The organism is Halarchaeum sp. CBA1220, assembly GCF_003721175.2.
GTDB classification, from domain to species: domain Archaea; phylum Halobacteriota; class Halobacteria; order Halobacteriales; family Halobacteriaceae; genus Halarchaeum; species Halarchaeum grantii.
Genome location: NZ_CP054707.1, coordinates 829,296 through 846,395 on the forward strand (window position 1 = coordinate 829,296; position 17,100 = coordinate 846,395).

Annotated in this window: 18 protein-coding genes and 1 other RNA gene; 9 read left to right on the forward strand and 10 right to left on the reverse strand. The window is 70.1% G+C overall.

What is annotated here, in order from left to right:
* Positions 1 to 46 precede the first annotated feature (46 nt).
* Positions 47 to 250 carry a hypothetical protein gene (locus EFA46_RS04490; RefSeq protein WP_123074438.1) on the reverse strand — a complete coding sequence of 68 codons (204 nt, stop codon included), beginning with the start codon at positions 248 to 250 and terminating at the stop codon, positions 47 to 49.
* Between the two features lie 75 nt (positions 251 to 325).
* Here EFA46_RS04490 and EFA46_RS04495 point away from each other — a divergent pair, with 75 nt between their 5' ends.
* The gene (locus EFA46_RS04495; RefSeq protein ID WP_123074437.1) at positions 326 to 973 is read left to right on the forward strand and encodes a hypothetical protein; all 648 of its coding nucleotides are present in this window, start codon (positions 326 to 328) and stop codon (positions 971 to 973) included.
* Here the strand turns inward: EFA46_RS04495 and EFA46_RS04500 are convergent.
* From EFA46_RS04500 to EFA46_RS04510, 3 genes are read right to left on the reverse strand one after another with little or no spacing between them, the layout of a single operon-like run.
* The gene (locus EFA46_RS04500; RefSeq protein ID WP_123074436.1) at positions 970 to 1,563 is read right to left on the reverse strand and encodes an L-threonylcarbamoyladenylate synthase; all 594 of its coding nucleotides are present in this window, start codon (positions 1,561 to 1,563) and stop codon (positions 970 to 972) included. The two genes, EFA46_RS04495 and EFA46_RS04500, sit on opposite strands and share 4 nt — an antisense overlap.
* Positions 1,560 to 2,072, reverse strand: a complete 513-nt coding sequence (locus tag EFA46_RS04505) for a redoxin domain-containing protein (RefSeq protein WP_123074435.1) — start codon at positions 2,070 to 2,072, stop codon at positions 1,560 to 1,562. Before EFA46_RS04505 ends, EFA46_RS04500 begins: the two co-directional genes overlap by 4 nt.
* Positions 2,069 to 2,365 carry a glutathione S-transferase N-terminal domain-containing protein gene (locus tag EFA46_RS04510; RefSeq protein WP_123074434.1) on the reverse strand — a complete coding sequence of 99 codons (297 nt, stop codon included), beginning with the start codon at positions 2,363 to 2,365 and terminating at the stop codon, positions 2,069 to 2,071. The genes EFA46_RS04505 and EFA46_RS04510 overlap by 4 nt, the downstream gene beginning before the upstream one ends.
* Positions 2,366 to 2,513: 148 nt before the next feature.
* On the opposite strand from EFA46_RS04510, the gene EFA46_RS04515 reads away from it, so the two are divergent.
* Positions 2,514 to 3,869 (forward strand): hemolysin family protein, encoded by a 1,356-nt coding sequence (locus EFA46_RS04515; protein WP_123074433.1) that lies wholly within the window; start codon positions 2,514 to 2,516, stop codon positions 3,867 to 3,869.
* Here EFA46_RS04515 and EFA46_RS04520 read toward each other — a convergent pair.
* Positions 3,862 to 5,055 carry an inorganic phosphate transporter gene (locus tag EFA46_RS04520; RefSeq protein ID WP_123074432.1) on the reverse strand — a complete coding sequence of 398 codons (1,194 nt, stop codon included), beginning with the start codon at positions 5,053 to 5,055 and terminating at the stop codon, positions 3,862 to 3,864. The two genes, EFA46_RS04515 and EFA46_RS04520, sit on opposite strands and share 8 nt — an antisense overlap.
* A gap of 41 nt (positions 5,056 to 5,096) precedes the next feature.
* Positions 5,097 to 5,786, reverse strand: coding sequence for a DUF5828 family protein (locus tag EFA46_RS04525; protein WP_123074431.1), 690 nt, complete (start codon positions 5,784 to 5,786; stop codon positions 5,097 to 5,099).
* 175 nt (positions 5,787 to 5,961) lie between these two features.
* Between EFA46_RS04525 and upp the strand changes: the two genes are divergently transcribed.
* The 4 genes from upp to EFA46_RS04545 all read left to right on the forward strand — a co-directional run bounded on the left by upp (position 5,962) and on the right by EFA46_RS04545 (position 11,068).
* The gene (gene upp, locus EFA46_RS04530; protein WP_123074430.1) at positions 5,962 to 6,639 is read left to right on the forward strand and encodes a uracil phosphoribosyltransferase; all 678 of its coding nucleotides are present in this window, start codon (positions 5,962 to 5,964) and stop codon (positions 6,637 to 6,639) included.
* A gap of 164 nt (positions 6,640 to 6,803) precedes the next feature.
* Positions 6,804 to 7,805 (forward strand): TAXI family TRAP transporter solute-binding subunit, encoded by a 1,002-nt coding sequence (locus EFA46_RS04535; protein ID WP_123074429.1) that lies wholly within the window; start codon positions 6,804 to 6,806, stop codon positions 7,803 to 7,805.
* Positions 7,806 to 7,842: 37 nt separating this feature from the next.
* The gene (locus tag EFA46_RS04540) at positions 7,843 to 8,385 is read left to right on the forward strand and encodes a DUF1850 domain-containing protein (protein WP_123074428.1); all 543 of its coding nucleotides are present in this window, start codon (positions 7,843 to 7,845) and stop codon (positions 8,383 to 8,385) included.
* Positions 8,378 to 11,068: a TRAP transporter fused permease subunit gene (locus EFA46_RS04545; RefSeq protein WP_123074427.1), complete on the forward strand. Its 2,691-nt coding sequence runs from the start codon at positions 8,378 to 8,380 to the stop codon at positions 11,066 to 11,068. Before EFA46_RS04540 ends, EFA46_RS04545 begins: the two co-directional genes overlap by 8 nt.
* Here the strand turns inward: EFA46_RS04545 and EFA46_RS04550 are convergent, their stop codons facing one another.
* Positions 11,069 to 11,701 carry a YigZ family protein gene (locus tag EFA46_RS04550; RefSeq protein ID WP_370529262.1) on the reverse strand — a complete coding sequence of 211 codons (633 nt, stop codon included), beginning with the start codon at positions 11,699 to 11,701 and terminating at the stop codon, positions 11,069 to 11,071. It abuts the gene before it with no gap.
* 1 nt (position 11,702) lies between these two features.
* Positions 11,703 to 12,206 (reverse strand): amino acid-binding protein, encoded by a 504-nt coding sequence (locus EFA46_RS04555; RefSeq protein WP_123074426.1) that lies wholly within the window; start codon positions 12,204 to 12,206, stop codon positions 11,703 to 11,705.
* A gap of 117 nt (positions 12,207 to 12,323) precedes the next feature.
* On the opposite strand from EFA46_RS04555, the gene EFA46_RS04560 reads away from it, so the two are divergent.
* The gene (locus EFA46_RS04560; protein WP_123074425.1) at positions 12,324 to 13,484 is read left to right on the forward strand and encodes a nicotinate phosphoribosyltransferase; all 1,161 of its coding nucleotides are present in this window, start codon (positions 12,324 to 12,326) and stop codon (positions 13,482 to 13,484) included.
* On the opposite strand, the gene EFA46_RS04565 is transcribed toward EFA46_RS04560, so the two are convergent.
* Positions 13,481 to 14,107, reverse strand: a complete 627-nt coding sequence (locus tag EFA46_RS04565) for a TIGR00296 family protein (protein ID WP_123074424.1) — start codon at positions 14,105 to 14,107, stop codon at positions 13,481 to 13,483. The two genes, EFA46_RS04560 and EFA46_RS04565, sit on opposite strands and share 4 nt — an antisense overlap.
* A 221-nt stretch (positions 14,108 to 14,328) precedes the next feature.
* On the opposite strand from EFA46_RS04565, the gene rnpB reads away from it, so the two are divergent.
* Together rnpB and EFA46_RS04575 are read left to right on the forward strand one after the other, a co-directional pair.
* Positions 14,329 to 14,658, forward strand: an RNA gene (gene rnpB, locus EFA46_RS04570) — RNase P RNA component.
* 194 nt (positions 14,659 to 14,852) lie between these two features.
* The gene (locus EFA46_RS04575) at positions 14,853 to 15,791 is read left to right on the forward strand and encodes a cation diffusion facilitator family transporter (RefSeq protein WP_123074423.1); all 939 of its coding nucleotides are present in this window, start codon (positions 14,853 to 14,855) and stop codon (positions 15,789 to 15,791) included.
* A gap of 172 nt (positions 15,792 to 15,963) precedes the next feature.
* Here the strand turns inward: EFA46_RS04575 and EFA46_RS04580 are convergent, their stop codons facing one another.
* Positions 15,964 to 17,070: an aminopeptidase gene (locus EFA46_RS04580; RefSeq protein WP_123074422.1), complete on the reverse strand. Its 1,107-nt coding sequence runs from the start codon at positions 17,068 to 17,070 to the stop codon at positions 15,964 to 15,966.
* Between the last annotated feature and the right edge of the window lie 30 nt (positions 17,071 to 17,100).

A 17,100-nucleotide genomic window follows, 5' to 3' on the forward strand; every position in this document is an offset into this window, starting at 1 on the left:
CGGTCGCTCGCGCTTCGCAACCGGCCGACCGTGCCGACCGAGCGCGTCACGGCGTCCGCCCTCCGCTCCCGTCCTCGTCGGCCGCCCGCCCCCACGTCGCGCAGAGACCGCCGCCGACGAGCAGTGCGACGGCGCCCGTCAGGCCCGCAGCGAGCAGCCCCGTCGGGTCAGGGGCGAACAGCGGCCCGAGCACCGCGCCCGCGAACAGGCCGACGACGACGCAGACGACCGTCCGGACCGTCCCGTTCATACGCCCACGTCCGTGGGCGCACGCCATAGTCCTTTACGCGAGCCTTCATCTACGAGCGCGCGCCCACCCCGGTGCGTGCCCGACTACGTCACGTTCTCCGACCTCGCGACCGCCGCCTACTGCCCGCGCCAACTCTACTACCGGCGACAGGAGGACGCTCGCGGCCTCCCCGACTCCGTCGAGCGCGTCCGCGACCTCGCCGCCGACTACCCGACGCTCCTCGAGGCGAGCGACACCGCGCTCAGAGGGACGGTCGCCCCCGACCCGGCCGAGTACCGCGCGCGCCTCGGCGCCCTCCTGACCAGGCGGCCCGACCTCGCCGCGCCCGCCGAGACGGACGTCCTCCTCACCGGGAAGGACTGCCGGGGCCGGGTCGCGAAAGTCCTCGCCGACCCGCTCGCGCCGACGCTCGTCTCCCCCGGTGACCCCCCGGAGCAGGGCGTCTGGGAGCCACAGAAAGTCCGCGCGGTCGCCGCCGCGAAAGCGCTCGCGTGGCGCGAACGGGCGCCGGTCGAGCGCGCGTACGTCGAGTACCCGCGCCACGGCGTCGTCCGCGAGGTGTCGGTCACGACGCGCGCGAAAGCCACCTATCGGCGCGTCCTCCGGACTGTCCGAACCATGGACGGGCCGCCGTCGCGCCTCGGCGACGACGCGCGCTGTCGGAACTGCGACTACCGCAGCGAGTGCGGCGTCCGCACGCGGACGCTCTCCTCGCTCCTCTAAGCGCTCGCCAACCAGTCCTCGATGGCCTCGGCGTCCGCGCCACGGCGCAGGACTTCGTTCGCCGCGACGTCCACGACGGTGCTCTCCTCGCCGCCCGTCTCGCCGCCGTCGAGGACGACCGCGACCGCCTCGCGGAACGACGGGTCGAGGTCCGCGACGCGCCGCACGCTCCCCGTCCCGCTCCGGTTCGCGGACGTCGCCGTCACCGGCGCGGTGCGCTCGAGGAGCGCGAGCGCCACCTCGTGGTCGGGCACGCGCACCCCGACGCGCTCGCGCCCGCCCGTGAGGACGTCCGGGACGACGTCGCGCTTCTCGCAGACCACGGTGACGGGCCCCGGGAGGAACTCGCGCATGAAGCGCTCCTCGCGCTCGCTCGCGTGCACGTACTCGCTCGCGGCCTCGACGGACGGGACGCCGAGGCTCATCGGCTTCTCGCGGGCGCGCCCCTTCGCCTCGTAGGCGCGCTCGACCGCGTCGGGGTCGAGCGCGTCCGCGCCGAGGCCGTACACCGTCTCCGTCGGGTAGACGACGAGGTCGCCGCGCTCGATGGCCGCAGCGGCCGCCGCGAGGGCGGCGTCGGTGACGCTCACAGCTCGGCGACCGCCCGTTCGACGTCGTCGTACTCCGGGAACGCCGGCCACTCGTCGGCGACCCACGCGTACGCGACGGTGCGGTCCGAGTCGAGGAGGAAGAGCGCGGGCCGGGGCTCGCTCACGCCCGCCATCCCGTCGAGGTCGTGACTGATGCCGTACGCCTCGGCGACGCCGTTCTGCGGGTCGCTGAAGAGGCGATAGCCCGCGTCGTCCAGCCCGCGCTCCTCGACCGTGGTCTTGTGCTCGTACGGCGTCGAAATCGAGAGGCCGACGACGCTCACGTCGCCGAGGTCGCGCTCCACGAGCTCCTTCCAGACGTACGTCGTCGGGAACGCGCCGTCCATCGGGTGGAAGACGAGGAGCACCGGCCCCTCGTCCGTGAGGTCCGAGAGCGCCGCGTCCTCCCAGAACTCGCCGTTCACGAGCGGGCGCGTGAAGTCCGGCGCCGTCTCGCCCACGTCCGGGTAGTCCGCCTCGGGGAGGTCGACGACGTCGAACTCCATCACGCCCCACCCCCGTCGCCGTAGGTGGCCTCGAGGTACTCGACGATGTTCGCGGACTCCGCCATCGCGACGCCAGTCTCCTCGTCGACGATAGCGGGCACCGTGCGCGCGCCCACGAGGCGCTTCACGACGTCGCGCTCGGAGTGGAGCGGTTCGACGAAGCGCGAGTGGTAGTCGAGTCCGAGCTCGTCGAGCACTCGGACGACGCGCTCGCAGAACGGGCACGCCTGCAGGCGATACAGCGTGATGGGCGCGTCCTGACTCTCCGGGTTCGGTGGGGCACTCGTCGCGCTCATGCGTCGGGGTTGGGTCGAACTCGGGGTAAACGCTTCGCCCCCGGCGCGACCGTACGGGAATGGGACGTCCGGCCGGGGCGGAGAACCCCGTCTCGCTTCCCGATGGAGAAACGCTTAATCCCCGTGGGACGGAACCCCACGGTACTGAATGGGCTTATCCGATTTCCTGCTCGCGGTGTCGCCGGCAGCGCTGGGTTTCGACACGCCGACCATAACCGCGATTGGGTTGGCCGCGCTCGTCGTCCTGATCGGCCTCTCGGCGTTCTTCTCGTCCGCCGAGATCGCGATGTTCTCGCTCGCTCGCCACCGCGTCGAGTCGCTCGCGGAGGAGGGCGTCCCGGGTGCCGACGCGGTGATGGAGCTGAAGAGCGACCCGCATCGCCTCCTCGTGACCATCCTCGTCGGGAACAACCTCGTGAACATCGCGATGTCCTCCATCGCGACCGGCCTCGCCGGCCTCTACCTCTCGCGCGGGCAGGCCGTCGTCGCGGCGACGCTCGGCATCACCGCCGTCGTCCTCCTCTTCGGCGAGTCCGGCCCGAAGTCCTACGCCGTCGAGCACACGGAGTCGTGGTCGCTCCGCGTCGCGCGCCCGCTCCAGTGGTCCGAGCGCTTCCTCCTTCCGCTCGTCGTCCTCTTCGACTACCTCACGCGGATCGTGAACAGCATCACGGGCGGGCGCGCCGCCATCGAGTCCTCCTACGTCTCGCGCGACGAGATCCAGGAGATGATCCGCACCGGCGAGCGCGAGGGCGTCATCGAGGAGGACGAGCGCGAGATGCTCCAGCGCATCTTCCGGTTCAACAACACCATCGCGAAGGAGGTGATGACGCCGCGCCTCGACGTCGATGCCGTCTCCACGGAGGCGAGCCTCGAGGAGGCCATCGAGGCCTGCGTCCAGTCCGGCCACGAACTCCTCCCGGTCTACGAGGGGAGCCTCGACAACGTCGTCGGCATCGTCAGCCTGCGCGACCTCGTCCGCCAGTCCAACTACGGCGAGAGCGAGGGCGTCGACCTCGACGACCTGATGGAGCCGACGCTCCACGTCCCCGAGTCGAAAAACGTCGACGAACTCCTCCAGGAGATGCAGGAGGAGCGCGTCGGGATGGTCGTCGTCCTCGACGAGTTCGGCACCACGGAGGGGCTCATCACGACCGAGGACCTCATCGAGGAGATCGTCGGCGAGATACTCGAGGGCGAGGAGGAACGCCCCGTGACGTTCGTCGACGACGACACACTCATCGTGCGCGGCGAGGTGAACGTCGACGAGGTGAACGAGGCGCTCGACATCGAGCTCCCGGAGGGCGAGGAGTTCGAGACCATCGCGGGCTTCATCTTCAACCGCGCCGGCCGCCTCGTCGAGGTCGGCGAGACGTTCCGCTACGAGAACGTCGAGTTGCGCGCCGAGCAAGTGGAGAACACGCGCATCATGAAGGCGCGCGTGACGAAGCTCGACGAGGAGCCCGAGGCCGACGAGGTCGACGAGACGCTCGAGTCTACGTGAGGCCGAGCGCGACGTCGGCCGCGTGGAAGAGGGCGTAGCTCGCGGCGAGCGCGACGGCGAGCGACCCCACCCACGCGCCGACGGTCTTCAGCATCTTCTCGCGGCTGACGCCGCCCGCGCCCGCCCCGCCCGCGTAGCCGCCGCCGACGATGGCGGAGACGATAATCTCGTTGAAGGAGACGGGGACGCCGAAGAAGACGGCCGCCTGCGCGATGGCGAAACTCGGGATGAGCGCGGCGATGGACCGCCGAGGCCCGAGACTCGAGTAGTCCTGCGCGAGCGCCTTGATCATGCGCGGCGCGCCCGTCCACGACCCCACGAGGAGGCCGAGGCCGCCGCCGACGAGGACGTACGTCGTGGGGACGCTGTCGCCGACGAGCGGGAGGAGCGGCCCGACCGCCAACCCCACTTGGCTGCCGCCCGCGCTGAACGCGACGAGCGCGCCGAGCGCGAGCAGGAAGTGGCGGTTGCCCGCGTCGTTGTTCCGCGTGACGTCCCAGCGGACGACGGCGGCGACGCCGAGGGCGACGAGTGCGGTCGCGCCCACCGTCGCGGCCGTGCGCGGGAGCGACGGCAGCGTCTTCGCGAGCGTGGTCGCGAGCGACTGACCGACGTCCGGCGGGCCGAGCAGGACGAAGTTCACGTTCGCGACGAGCGCGCCGACGAGCGCGGCGAGCGCGGGCACGAGGATGGCGTCCCGGTCGACCTCGCGAAGCGCGTACGCGGTACCGAAGGAGGTGAACCCGCCGACGAACGGGACGAGCACCCAGAGCACCGCGATCTGGGTGTACTTCCCCCACGCGGGGTCGCCGCCCATCGCGAGGCCGGTCCCGACCACCGCGCCCGTGACGGTGAACGCGGTGGCGATCGGGTAGCCCGTGAAGACGCCGATGGCGACGAGCGTCGCGGCGGTGAGGAGGGCGACGATGACGGCGACGGAGGTGAGCGTCGCGCCCGCGACGAGTCCCGCGCCGACGGTCTGCGAGACGTTCGCGCCCTGGAGGACGGCGCCTGCGAAGCCGAGGATGCCGACGTAGAAGCCCGCGCGCATCACGGGAATGGCGTTCGCGCCGACCGCCGGCGCGAACGGTGTCGACCCGCTGGAGCCGGCACCGATAGTCCACGCCATGAACATGCTGGCGAACGCCGCGACGAGTAGCGTCGCGGCCGCGGCGACGGTGACCATTACTGTTGGCTCGACAGGTGGCGGGGAGAAAGGGCTGTCGGTCAGTTCGTGGTGTGTCGCGCTTCGTCCGGCTCCTCCGGTGCTTCGACGCCCTCGGCGGCCGACGCGGCGGCCGTCTGCTTCTCCGTGTCGACGTGCCAGCGCTCGACGTCGTCCTCGTACTCGTGGAGCACCTCTCGCACCTCGTCGCGGAGGTCGTCGTCGTTCACCTGCACCTCGAAGGCGAACTCGTCGGCCTCGCCGCGGACGCGCTGGACGTTCGCGGAGACGAGGTCGTTGTCGAAGTAGTAGGGCGCGACCTGCGTCATCACGCGCTTGTAGACGGTGTTCTCGACCTTTCGGAGCGCCCGCCGGCCGGCGGTGTCGGCGGCGCGCGCCACGTGGCCGATGGACTCACCCCACTTCTCGACGGCGCCCTCGGTGTCGTCGTCCTCGAGTTTCTCGTAGGACTCGGTGAGGCGCTCGCCGGCGGTCTGGAGGTCGTCGTCGACGTCCTCGCCCTCGCGTTCGCCCTCGCCCTCGGCGACGCTGGCCTGCTCCGCCGTCTTCTCGTTGACGTCGGTGGTGAGGCGCTCGTGGGTCTTCGGCCGCCACTCGTCCCACTCCTCGTACTCGTCGCGATAGGGCTCGTCGGCCTCGACCTCCCGGAGCGCGGACGTGATGCGCTCGCCGTGCTCGACGACGTCGCCCCACGACCCGCGCTCGCGGAATCCGGAGATGTTCTCCTCCATCGCTTCGCACTCGACTACGGCGTCGATCCCTTTACGTGTTGTCGGCCACCCGCTGACACACCGCGCGTTCGCGGCCGTCGGTGAGGCGTCCGCCGACGCCTCTCACGGGTGGCATCGACTGCCGCGCTCGCGCCGGACCGATACGTTAACCCCGCCAGCGGTCCGCACTCCCGGTATGCCCATCGAGGACCGAGACGACGCGCACGTCATCACGCACGCGCTCGCGAAGGACACGCTCTCGAAACTCCGCGACAAGCACACCGAGCAGGTCGCCTTCCGGAAGGGTCTCGTGAAGCTCGGCCGCATCGCCGGCTACGAGGTCATCGACGGCGCGATGGAGACGGAGTACGTCTCCATCGAGACGCCGCTCACCGAGACGACGGGCGAGCGCGTGAAGGGCCTCGACGACGTCGTCATCATCAACGTCCTGCGCGCCGCGACGCCGTTCGTCGAGGGCCTCCTGAAGGCCTTCCCGCGCGCGAAACAGGGCGTCATCTCCGCCGGCCGCGACGAGGAAGCCGGCATGAACGAGAACGGCGAGTTCCCCATCACCGTCGACTACGTCAAACTCCCCGACATCCGCGAGGAGGACACCGTCATCGTCGCCGACCCGATGCTCGCGACGGGGTCGACGATGTGCACCGTCCTCGACGCCGTCCTCGAGGACCAGCCCGACCCGGAGAACCTCTTCGTGCTCTCCGCCGTCTCCGCTCCCGACGGGCTGCTTCGGGTCAGCGAGCAGTTCCCCGAGGCCGACCTCCTCACCGTCTCCATCGACGACCACCTCGACGAGAACGGCTACATCATCCCCGGCCTCGGCGACGCCGGCGACCGGGCCTTCCGCACGAACTGACTCCCGCCTTCCTCGACGCCCTCCGCCGGTTCCGTATCGAACCCGGGTCTTTCTCTCGGTTAACTCGGGGAACGTGATTGTGAATTCGAATACAGATCCGGTATCCGAAAACAGATCCGGAGAAAACCATCGGTTATATACTTCTCCCCACCCCCATTGCTAGTATGTCCTCTTTCGACCGACGGACGTTCCTCAAGACGACCGGCGTCGCTGGCATCGCGGCCCTCGCGGGCTGTTCGCAGAGCGGCGGCGGTGACGGCGACGGCGAGACCACGACCTCCACGACGACGAGTGGCGGGAGCGGCGGCGAGACGCGCCTCTCCTGGCACGCCGGCGGTACCGGTGGGACCTACTACCCGCTCTCCAACGAGTTCAAGAGCGTCATCGAGGGCCACACCGACTACGGCGTGCAGGTCCAGTCCACGGGCGCCAGCGTCGAGAACGTCGGCAGCCTCTACTCCGGCGACGCCGACTTCGCGCTCATCCAGAACGACATCGCGTACTTCGCGAAGAACGGCACCGGCATCGACGCCTTCCAGGACAACCCCATCGAGAACCTCCGCGGCGTCGCGACGCTCTACCCGGAGACCATCCACGTCGTCACGCTCGCCGAGTCCGGCATCGAGACCCTTCAGGACCTCAAGGGCAAGCGCGTGAACACCGGCGACCTCGGCTCCGGCACGCAGGTCGACGCGCTCCAGATCCTCAACGCCGTCGGCATCACGCAGGACGACTTCGAGGAGCAGAACACGAGCTTCAGCCAGGCGTCCGAGCAGCTCCGTAACGGCGACGTCGACGCGACGTTCACCGTCGGCGGCTGGCCCGTCGGCGCGATCAGCGACCTCGCCACCACCGAGGACGTCCGCATCGTCCCCATCGACGGCGACGCCCGCGAGCAGGTCAAGGACGCCGCGTCCTTCTTCGCGGACGACCAGATTCCCGCCGGCACCTACAGCGGCATCGACGAGGCCGTCCCCACCGTCGCCGTGCAGGCGATGATCGCGACGAACGCCGAGGCGTCTGCCGACGTCGTCGAGAACGTCACCGCCGCCATCTTCGACAACGTCGACGAACTCACGATCAAGACCGACTTCATCTCGAAGGCGAGCGCCCAGGACGGCATGTCCATCGAGCTCCACGAGGGCGCGCAGGCCTACTTCGGCTAACCGACCCGACGCCGCCTCCTCCGCTCTCTCTCGACTCATGCCCGCACTCGACCGACTCACCGGCGACTCCCGCGAGCGCTCGACGCGCCGCGTCGCGCTCGCGTTCCTCTTCGCCCTCCTTCTCGTCTCCGCGACCGCGACCGCCTCTGCCGTCCCCGTCGGCGAGCAGCTCGTCGTCACCGACCAACAGACGGGCGACGAACTCATCGCCACGCCCGTTCACGAGAACTCCACGGTCGCGCTCGTCTACATGCACAGCGTCCAGAAATCCCGCGTCCTCGACCAGTACGCCGTCCGCGGGCACACGCTCGTCTACACGCGCATGGAGTTCGAGTCCTACGGCTGGGGGCTCCCCAGTCGCTCCGCCGTCCGCGAAGTCAACGGGACGTTCGTCCTCGAAGACCCCGACTGGCAGGGCCGCGAACTCAACGTGAAGCCCGGCCGCGTCGCCGACCACGAACTCGTCGTCGACGGCCGGACCTACGACCTCGTCAACCGCTCGGACGCGCGCGCCGTCACCATCCGCGTGACCGACCGCTCCCTCCTCGAGGCCGCACTCGACACAACCACCAATGAGTGATAGACCACCTACCGAGGCCGAATCGGACGCGCTCCCCGAGGAGGCCGACGAGATCGTCCAGGAACTGGAACGCAAACGCTCCCTTCGCGGCTGGGCCGCCGCCGCCGCCGCCGTCATCGGCGTCGCCTTCTCCGTCTTCCAACTCTGGCTCGCCGCCCGGGGCTTCTCCCTCACGCTCTCGCTCCCCGTCGTCGGGCGCGTGCAAGTCGCCGCCCTCCAGCAGCTCCAGGTGAACGCCATCCACGTGACGTTCGCGCTCCTGCTGGCCTTCCTGCTCTTCCCGCCAACGCAGGGCGAGGGCTTCCTCGCGCGGCGCCTCTCGGCCGCGCGCGCGGCGATTCACGACCGCTTCGACGGCGCCGTCGTCCGCGTCACCGACGCCGTCGCCGCCGTCCTCGCGTGGTTCATGCTCGACGACGACGGCGAGCGCGTCACGCCCGCCGACCTCGTCTGCATGGCGCTCTCGGTGCTCGCCGGCGGCTACGTCGTCACGGAGTTCGACGAGATCCAGCGCCTCCGCGTCTTCGGCCTCGAATCCGGGCGCCCGATACAGGAGGTCTTCCCCGTCCTGCACGGCGTCGTCGACGTCGTCGCCGCGCTCGGGATTCCGCTCGACGCCACGTCCTACGCGTTCCTCGCGGGCGTCGCCGGCACCCTCCTCGTCCTCGAGGCGACGCGGCGCGCGCTCGGCTTCCCGCTGATGGTGCTCGTCGGCTCCTTCCTCGTCTACGCGCGCTTTGGCTACCTCATCCCGAGCAGCGCGCCGCTCGTCGGCGTCTTCGGCACGACCCAGATCGACTGGTACACCATCGTCCAGAACCTCTGGTTCAACACCGAGAACGGCATCTTCGGTCTCCCGGTGAGCGTCAGCGTGCAGTACATCTACATCTTCGTGCTCTTCGGGGCGTTCCTCGAGATGTCCGGCGCGGGCCGCTGGTTCATCGACTTCGCGTACTCGCTCACCGGTTCGCGGAAGGGCGGCCCCGCGAAGGCGAGCATCCTCGCGAGCGGCTTCATGGGCACCATCAGCGGCTCCTCCATCGCGAACACCGTCACCACGGGCGCGTTCACCATCCCGCTGATGAAGCGCTCGGGCTACCGCTCGGAGTTCGCGGGCGCCGTCGAGGCCTCCGCGTCCTCGGGCGGGCAGATCCTCCCACCCGTCATGGGCGCGGCCGCGTTCCTCATCGTCTCCTACACGGGGACGCCGTTCAACGAGGTCGTCGTCGCCGCCGCCATCCCCGCCGTCGTCTTCTTCTTCGGCGTCTGGGTGATGGTCCACCTCGAGGCCTCCCGGACGGGCATCGGCGGCGTCGACCCCTCCGAACTCGTCGACGCCATCCCCCACCTCCGCCGGGGCTGGTTCTACCTCCTCCCGCTCATCCTCCTCCTCGTCTACCTCGTCGGCATCCGCTACACGCCCGCGCGCTCCGCGTGGTTCACCATCGTCGCGCTCATCGCGCTCATCGCGCTCCTCGCCGCGTACAACGAGCGGACGCGCCTCCCGCTCATCGGCGCGATCAGCGCGCTCTTCCTCGCCGAAATGGCGTCTTTTGCCGCCACCGGCGTCAGCCTCCTCGGGTTCCTCACCGGTGCGTCGGGGACGCCGATGGGCCTGCGCGCCGCCTTCGACTACGCCGCGCCGAACCTCGGCTGGATCGTCACGCTCGTCAGCGTCGCCGTCCTCCTCGTCCGCCCGCGCGGTGACAGCCCGCTCCTCGACTACGACGACCACGTCGCGGAGTCCGCCGAAACCGTCGCGGAGACCGTCGGGCGCCCCGGCCTCCTCGGCAACCGGCCGTTCGAGTACGCGACCTTCCTCGGGTCCGCGATGGATTCCGGCGCGCGCACCGCGACGACCGTGGTCGTCGCCGTCGCCGCCGCCGGCATCATCCCCGGCGTCGTCTCCTCCACCGGCCTCGGACCGAACCTCACGAGCCTCATCCTCGCCGTCAGCGGCGAGTCGCTCGTCCTCCTCCTCATCATCACCGCGATCTCCTCGATCATCCTCGGGATGGGGATGCCGACGACCGTCACCTACATCATCCTCGTCAGCCTCCTCGGCCCCGCCATCTCCCAGATCGGCGGCATCCCGATTCTCGCCGCCCACCTCTTCATCCTCTACTTCGGCGTCATCGCGGACATCACGCCGCCGGTCGCCGTCGCCGCCTACGCGGCCTCCGGCATCGCGAAGTCCGATCAGTTCCAGACCGGCGTCGAGGCGTTCACCCTCTCGCTGAACAAGGCCATCGTGCCGTTCGCGTTCGTCTTCGCGCCCGGCATCCTCCTCCTTCGCGGGACCGGCGGCCCGGCCACCGTCAACACGCTCACGACGGCTGACGTCCTCGACGTCGGCTTCTTCGTCCCCGAAGTCCTCATTCCCGTCGTCGCGGTCTTCCTCGGCGTCTACGCGCTCGGGCCGACCGTCATCGGCTACCTCTACTCGCCGCTCTCCCGGGCCGAGCGCGCCGGGTTCGCGATTGCGGCGCTCTGGCTCATGGCGCCCGGCTTCTTCGGCGTCGTCCGCGACACGCTCGGCGTCCCGCCGCTCGCGTTCGACCTCGCGGTCCGCGCGCTCGGGTTCGTCGTCTTCGTCGCGCTCCTCCTGAAGAACCGCCGCACTCGCGACGGCGCCGGCGGCGAATCCGTCGACGCCGGCGCGGCCGCCCCCGCCGACCCCTGATCACTCCAGCTCGACGCGACCGCTCGTCGCGTCGCGCAACCGCTCTCGCAACGCATCTGCGTCGTCGCGGTCGCACGTCACCTCGAAGGCGACGCGTTCGGCGTAGTCGGCGTCGAACGTACAGTCCGCGGACTCGAGGATGCCCCGAACGGTCCCGGAGTCGTCGTACGCCACCGTCGCCGCGAAGCGCTCCTGTGGCTTCTGCGTCGTAACTCCGGCGTCGTCGACGGCCTCCTTCACCGCCCGCGAGTAGGCTCGCGCGAGGCCGCCCACGCCGAGTTCGGTGCCGCCGAAGTAGCGCGTGACGACCACGACGGCGTTCTGGACGTCGCGCTGCTGGAGGACGTTCAGCGCGGGCTTCCCGGACGACCCGGAGGGCTCGCCGTCGTCGCTCTGGTACTCGCGGAGCAGATGGCCCGAGCCGGGCCCCCCGGACTCTACTCGCACCCGGTAGCACGGCACGTTGTGGCTCGCGTCCGCGTAGCGCTCCTGTACCTCCTCGACGAACGCCTCGGCGGCCTCGACGGTGGCCACGGGCCGCGCGCGGCCGACGAACTCGGAGCCCCGGATTTCGAAGCGCGCTTCCCCCGGCCCGGCGAGCGTCTCGTAGGCGTCCCCGCTCACGTCTGGCACCTCAGGAGAGCTCGACCGAGCGGACGAACGGGAGCGCCATCAACTCGGTGACGACGTCGCCGGGGAGGTCGTCCGCGACGACGAGGTAGAGGCGCGGTTCGTCCGTGAACTCGGGGTCCTCGCTGATCGTCTGGCGGATGCTGATCTCGTGCTCGGCGAGCAGGCCCGTCACCTGCGCGACGAGGCCGGGATCGTCGGCGTCGTGGACGGCGACCGTCACGACCGTCAGGTCGAGGACGGGCGCGAGGTCCATCAGGCTCGGGATCTGGCTGATGTTCTGGAAGATGCGCCTGAGCTCCTCGTCGGCGAGGATGGCGTCCGTCGTCGAGTCGACGACGCGCCGGTCGACGCCGACCTCCTGGGCGAGTTGGGTGTTCGCGATCTCTATCGACCCCGAGACCACGCGCCCCTCGTCGTTCACGGAGAACCCGCGCTCGAGGAGGAGTCGGATGACGGCCTGCTGGCCGGGACTCCCCTCGAACTTCCGCATGATGTCCTCGAACACGCCCGGTGGTACGTCGCGCGCGGTAAAACGCTGTGGGGTCGCGCGCTCGGCGTCGCGGCCGGTCCTCCCGCCCGGACGACGGCAGGCTTTTTCGCCTCGCCGTCGGTAGCGAGAGGCATGCCACGAGACGCGGCGGACGCCCCCTTCGACATCGTGCCCGCCGAGGCCATCGCCGAGGGGCGGGCGACGGACGCCTACTTCGACCGGACGGTCACCACCCTCGAACACGCCGGCAGGAACCCGCGCGTCGTCGCCGAAATCACCGCCGACCAGTTCCCGACCGGCGAGTTCGAACTGCTCGCGGGCGTGAAGGACGCCGCCCACCTCCTCGCCGGCCTCCCCATCGACGTCGACGCGATGCGCGAGGGCCGCCTCTTCGACGGCGGGCCCGTCATGCGCATCGAGGGCGACTACCTCGACTTCGCGCGCTACGAGACGAGCCTCCTCGGCTTCCTCTCGCACGCGAGCGGCTGTGCGACCGGCGCGCTCGACGTCAGGCGGGCCGCCCCCGAGAGTCAGGTGCTCAGTTTCGGCGCGCGCCACGTCCACCCGAGCATCGCCGCGATGGTCGAGCGCGCCGCGCTCGTCGCCGGCTTGGACGGTATCAGTCACGTCGCCGCCGGCGACGTCCTCGGCGTCGAGGCGGGCGGGACGATGCCCCACGCCCTCCTCATCGCGTTCGGGAACGGCCACCAGGAGGAGGCGTGGACGGCGTTCGACGAGGCCGTCGATTCCTCGGTGCCCCGCGTCGCGCTCTGCGACACCTACTCCGACGAGAAGGACGAGACGCTTCGGGCGGCCGCGACGCTCGGCGACGCTCTCGATAGCGTCCGCCTCGACACGACGTCGTCGCGGCGCGGCGACTTCCGCCGCATCATCGAGGAGGTCCGCTGGGAGCTCGACCTGCGGGGGTTCGAGGACGTCGGCATCTTCGTCAGCGGCGGCCTCGGCCCCGCCGAACTCCGCGAGCTCCGGGACGTCGTCGAGGGGTTCGGCGTCGGCGGCCACGTCTCGAACGCCGACCCCGTGGACTTCTCGCTCGACATCGTCGAGTGCGACGGCGAGCCCTGCGCGAAACGCGGGAAGCTCTCCGGGAAAAAACAGGTGTACCGGACGCCGGACGGCGGCCACCACGTCGGGCTCGCGGACCGGTCGGGCCCGTCGGACGGCGAGGCACTCCTCGAACCCCTGATTCGGGACGGCGAGCTCGTCAGGGAGTTCGACATCGAGGCAGCGGCGACACGGGCGGCAGAAGACGCGGCGGCGGTCGACTTCTAGCTCAGGATCTCGATCTCGCCGTGGGGCTCTGACTCCTGGAAGACCTGCCCCTCGAAGAGCGTCACCATCACGTCGTCCTCCTCCCACGCGCCGTTCGGGAGGCCGGCCTTTCGGCAGGTGCGGTCGAGGTACTCGAAGACGGACCAGTCGTTCTCGATGGGGAGCGTCGGATACATCCAGCCGTGCTTCCCGTGGCCGTCGACGGCGACGCCGTGCGTGCCGAGTTCGATGTCGGCGACCGGGTCGTCGGTGAGGAGGAGGTTCGAGACGGTGCAGACGGAGACGCGGATGGTGTCGAGTTCGGCGGGCTCGACTTCGGAGCCACAGGAGGATTCGCTCGCCGCGTTGATCGCCGCCTCGACGATGGCGTGCCCGAGCTGTTTCGATTCGTTTCCGAGCTCTCGGACCGTCTCGTGGGCGCCCGCACAGCCGCGCAGTCGACCCCGTCCCCGGGTCGACTGCAGGCGGACGAAGGCGCCCGTCCGGTTGTAGAACGCGTCGCGCATGCTCCCCGGCTGTTCGCGCTGGCCGTTACGAACGAACGCCTCGACGGAGTCACGCGCGAGCTCGACGGCCCGAGCGCCGTCGTCGTCGGAAAGGTGTATCGACTGGGCCTCGGACATTACGCATACATATAGGGCAACTTCAAACTTCAATCCTTCCCTTGTTTCCCGAAACCGTGATGGACTCCGAAAGTGGGCTATCCGGGGAACTCGACGCCTCTCCGACGTATCGTGGCCGTGGGACGGCGTCCGGCGAGCCACAAGGTACTTATCCTATGTGTGTCACATAGTGACACACACTACCGAACCCCTTAACCCCTTCAGCGGACTACGCTCGCGTGAGTAGCGGGAGCCCGGCCCCCGTGTGCGGCCCTCGGGCGCGCACATGAGGAAAGTCCCCCCACCAGTCGGGCAGGCGACCGGGCACAAGCCCGGGGCGGGAGACCGTCGGCCCTGGAACAGAGACGACACGTCTCCGTCCGACCGATGCGGTGTGCGAACCCGCGGCGAGAAGGCCGTGGGGAGTGAACCCACCGAGGAATGAGGGCGGAGGAGCGATGGAACGGCCACCCTCGCCGGTGCAAGTCCGCGCACAGGAAGGTAGCCCGGCGTCCCGCGCGGACGCTCAGCCGAATGCCGGAAGAACAGAAGGGGGCTTACTCCCCGCAACTCACTTCACACCGCCCAGCGCCCGCTCCGCGCGCCGCAAGACCCGCCTCGTTCGCCGCGCCCACCCTCGCCGGACGCGGCGTCCGAGCGCCGCCTGTTGTTAACCGAGACTCGACTCAGTAGTAACCTCTAGTTGTCTGACCCGGGTTGCTGATACGGGTGTTAATATATCGTCGGGGGATAGGCCCACCCGCCGATGAGCGAGCACGGGCACGACGACCACGCACACGACGACGGCCACGCACACGACCACGGCGGGAACCAGCGCGCGCTCGCCGTCGCGCTCGTCATCAACACCGTCTTCTTCGTCGTCGAACTCGCGGGCGCGCTCTACGCGAACTCGCTCACGCTGCTCGCGGACGCCGCGCACATGCTCACCGACAGCGGGAGCCTCGCGCTCGCGCTCCTCGCGGCCTACCTCGCGACGCGCGCCGCCGACCGACGGCGCACGTACGGCTATCAGCGCGTCGAGATACTCGGCGCGCTCGCGAACGGCGTCGCGCTCGTCGCCATCGTCGTCTACGTCGCCTACGAGGCGTTCGCGCGCTACGGCGACCCCCAGCCCGTGAAGGCCGTCCCGACCATCGTCGTCGGCGTCCTCGGCCTCGCCGCGAACCTCGCGGGCGCGTACGTCCTCCACGGCGGCCGCGGGAACCTCAACGTGAAGGGCGCCTACCTCCACCTGCTCGCGGACGCCGCCGGGAGCGTCGCCGCCATCGCGCTCGGCGTCGCACTCTACTTCACCGACCTCTACGTCCTCGACGTGCTCTTCTCGCTCTGCATCGCGGGGCTCGTCCTCTACTCCGCGAAGGACCTCCTCCGGGAGAGCCTCAACATCCTCCTGCAGGGCACACCCCCCGACGTCGCCGTCGAGGACGTCGCGGGCACGCTCGCCGCCATCGACGGCGTCCGGGACGTCCACGACGTCCACGTCTGGGCGCTCGCCTCCGAGCAGTACGCGTGCAGCGCGCACGTCGTCGTCGAGGCGGACGCCGACCGCGACGCCGTCCTCGAGCGCGCCCGCCACGTCCTCGGTGAGGCGCACGGCGTCGGCCACGCCACCATCCAAGTCGAGACCGAAGCCGGCGACTGCGAGACCGCCGACTTCGACTGCTACGCGCCCGGCGACGACTGATGGGTATCGCGGAACGAATGTGCACTCTCACCGTGAACTCGGTGGCGACCGTTACCACCGAAGGCGTGAGCGACCCCGCCGCGAACCCGGCGGCGACTGTGGGGAGTCGATCACGCGGGCGTGCGGTTCGCCGAGCGCGCGGTACGTCCCGGTCCGGTTGCGGAACGGAGTGTCATCCGTCGAACCTGTCTTCGAACCAGAACGCCCCGTCCTCCTGAACCACCTCGCCGTCGACCTCGATGCGCGAGTCCTCGCTCACGTCCGTGATGAGGTCGACGTGGACCGCCGACTCGTTCGCCTCCTCGGCGCGGCCCTCCGGGAAGTTCGAGGCGTACGCGCGGCCGAGCGCGAGATGCACCGTATCGCCCATCTTCTCGTCGAAGAGGATGTTGTCCGTCACGCGGTCGATCCCGCGATTCATCCCGATGCCGAGTTCGCCGAGACGGCGCGCGCCCGCGTCCGTCTCCAGCACCTCGGTGATGGCGTCCTCGCCCTGCGCGGCGGCGTGGTCCACGACTTCGCCGTCCGCGAACTCGAGGCGGACGTCCCGGACGCGCCGGCCGTGTATCGTCATCGGGACGTCGAAGACCACCTCGCCCTCCGTCGCGTACGGCGCGGTGAACACCTCGCCCGACGGGAGGTTGTGCGAGTCGTAGGCGACGCTCGCCGCCGAGTTCACCGCGACGCGCCCCTCGACGGACATCGTCAGGTCGGTCCCGTCGCCGGAGACGAGTCGGACCTCGCTGGCGTCGTCGAGTCGCTCCTTCACCTTCGCCTGCTTCGCCGCGAGCGCCTCCCAGTCGCGGAAGACAGCGTCGTAGACGAAGTCGCGATACGCCTCGGCGCTCATCCCCGCCTGCTGGGCGAGCGAGCGCGTCGGATGCTCCGTCGAGACCCACTTCGTCTCCATGCGCGCCTCCCGGACGCCCGCGTGCGCTCGGCTGTGCGCCTGGCGTTTCTCTGCCGGGACGTCCGCCGTCTCCGTCGTGTTCCGGCCGCCGCCGAGAGAGAGCACCGCGTCCGCGTTCTCGTAGAGCGCCAGCTCGTGTGCGGGGTCCTCCGCGAAGTCGCCGTCGTGTCCGTGCAAGTACGCGCGCGTCACCTCCGCGTCCGCGTACGTCGTCACGACGTTCGCGCCGCGCTCGCCGAGCGCCTCGGCGACCGCCACCGCCAACTCGTGGGCGTCGGGCCCGACGCGAACCACGACGTCGTCGCCCTCCTTGATCCGCGCGCTCCACTCGACTAGCGTCCGTGCGTGTTCGCGAACTCGCTCGTCCATACCCGCGTCGTCGCACGGGCGAGAGAAAAA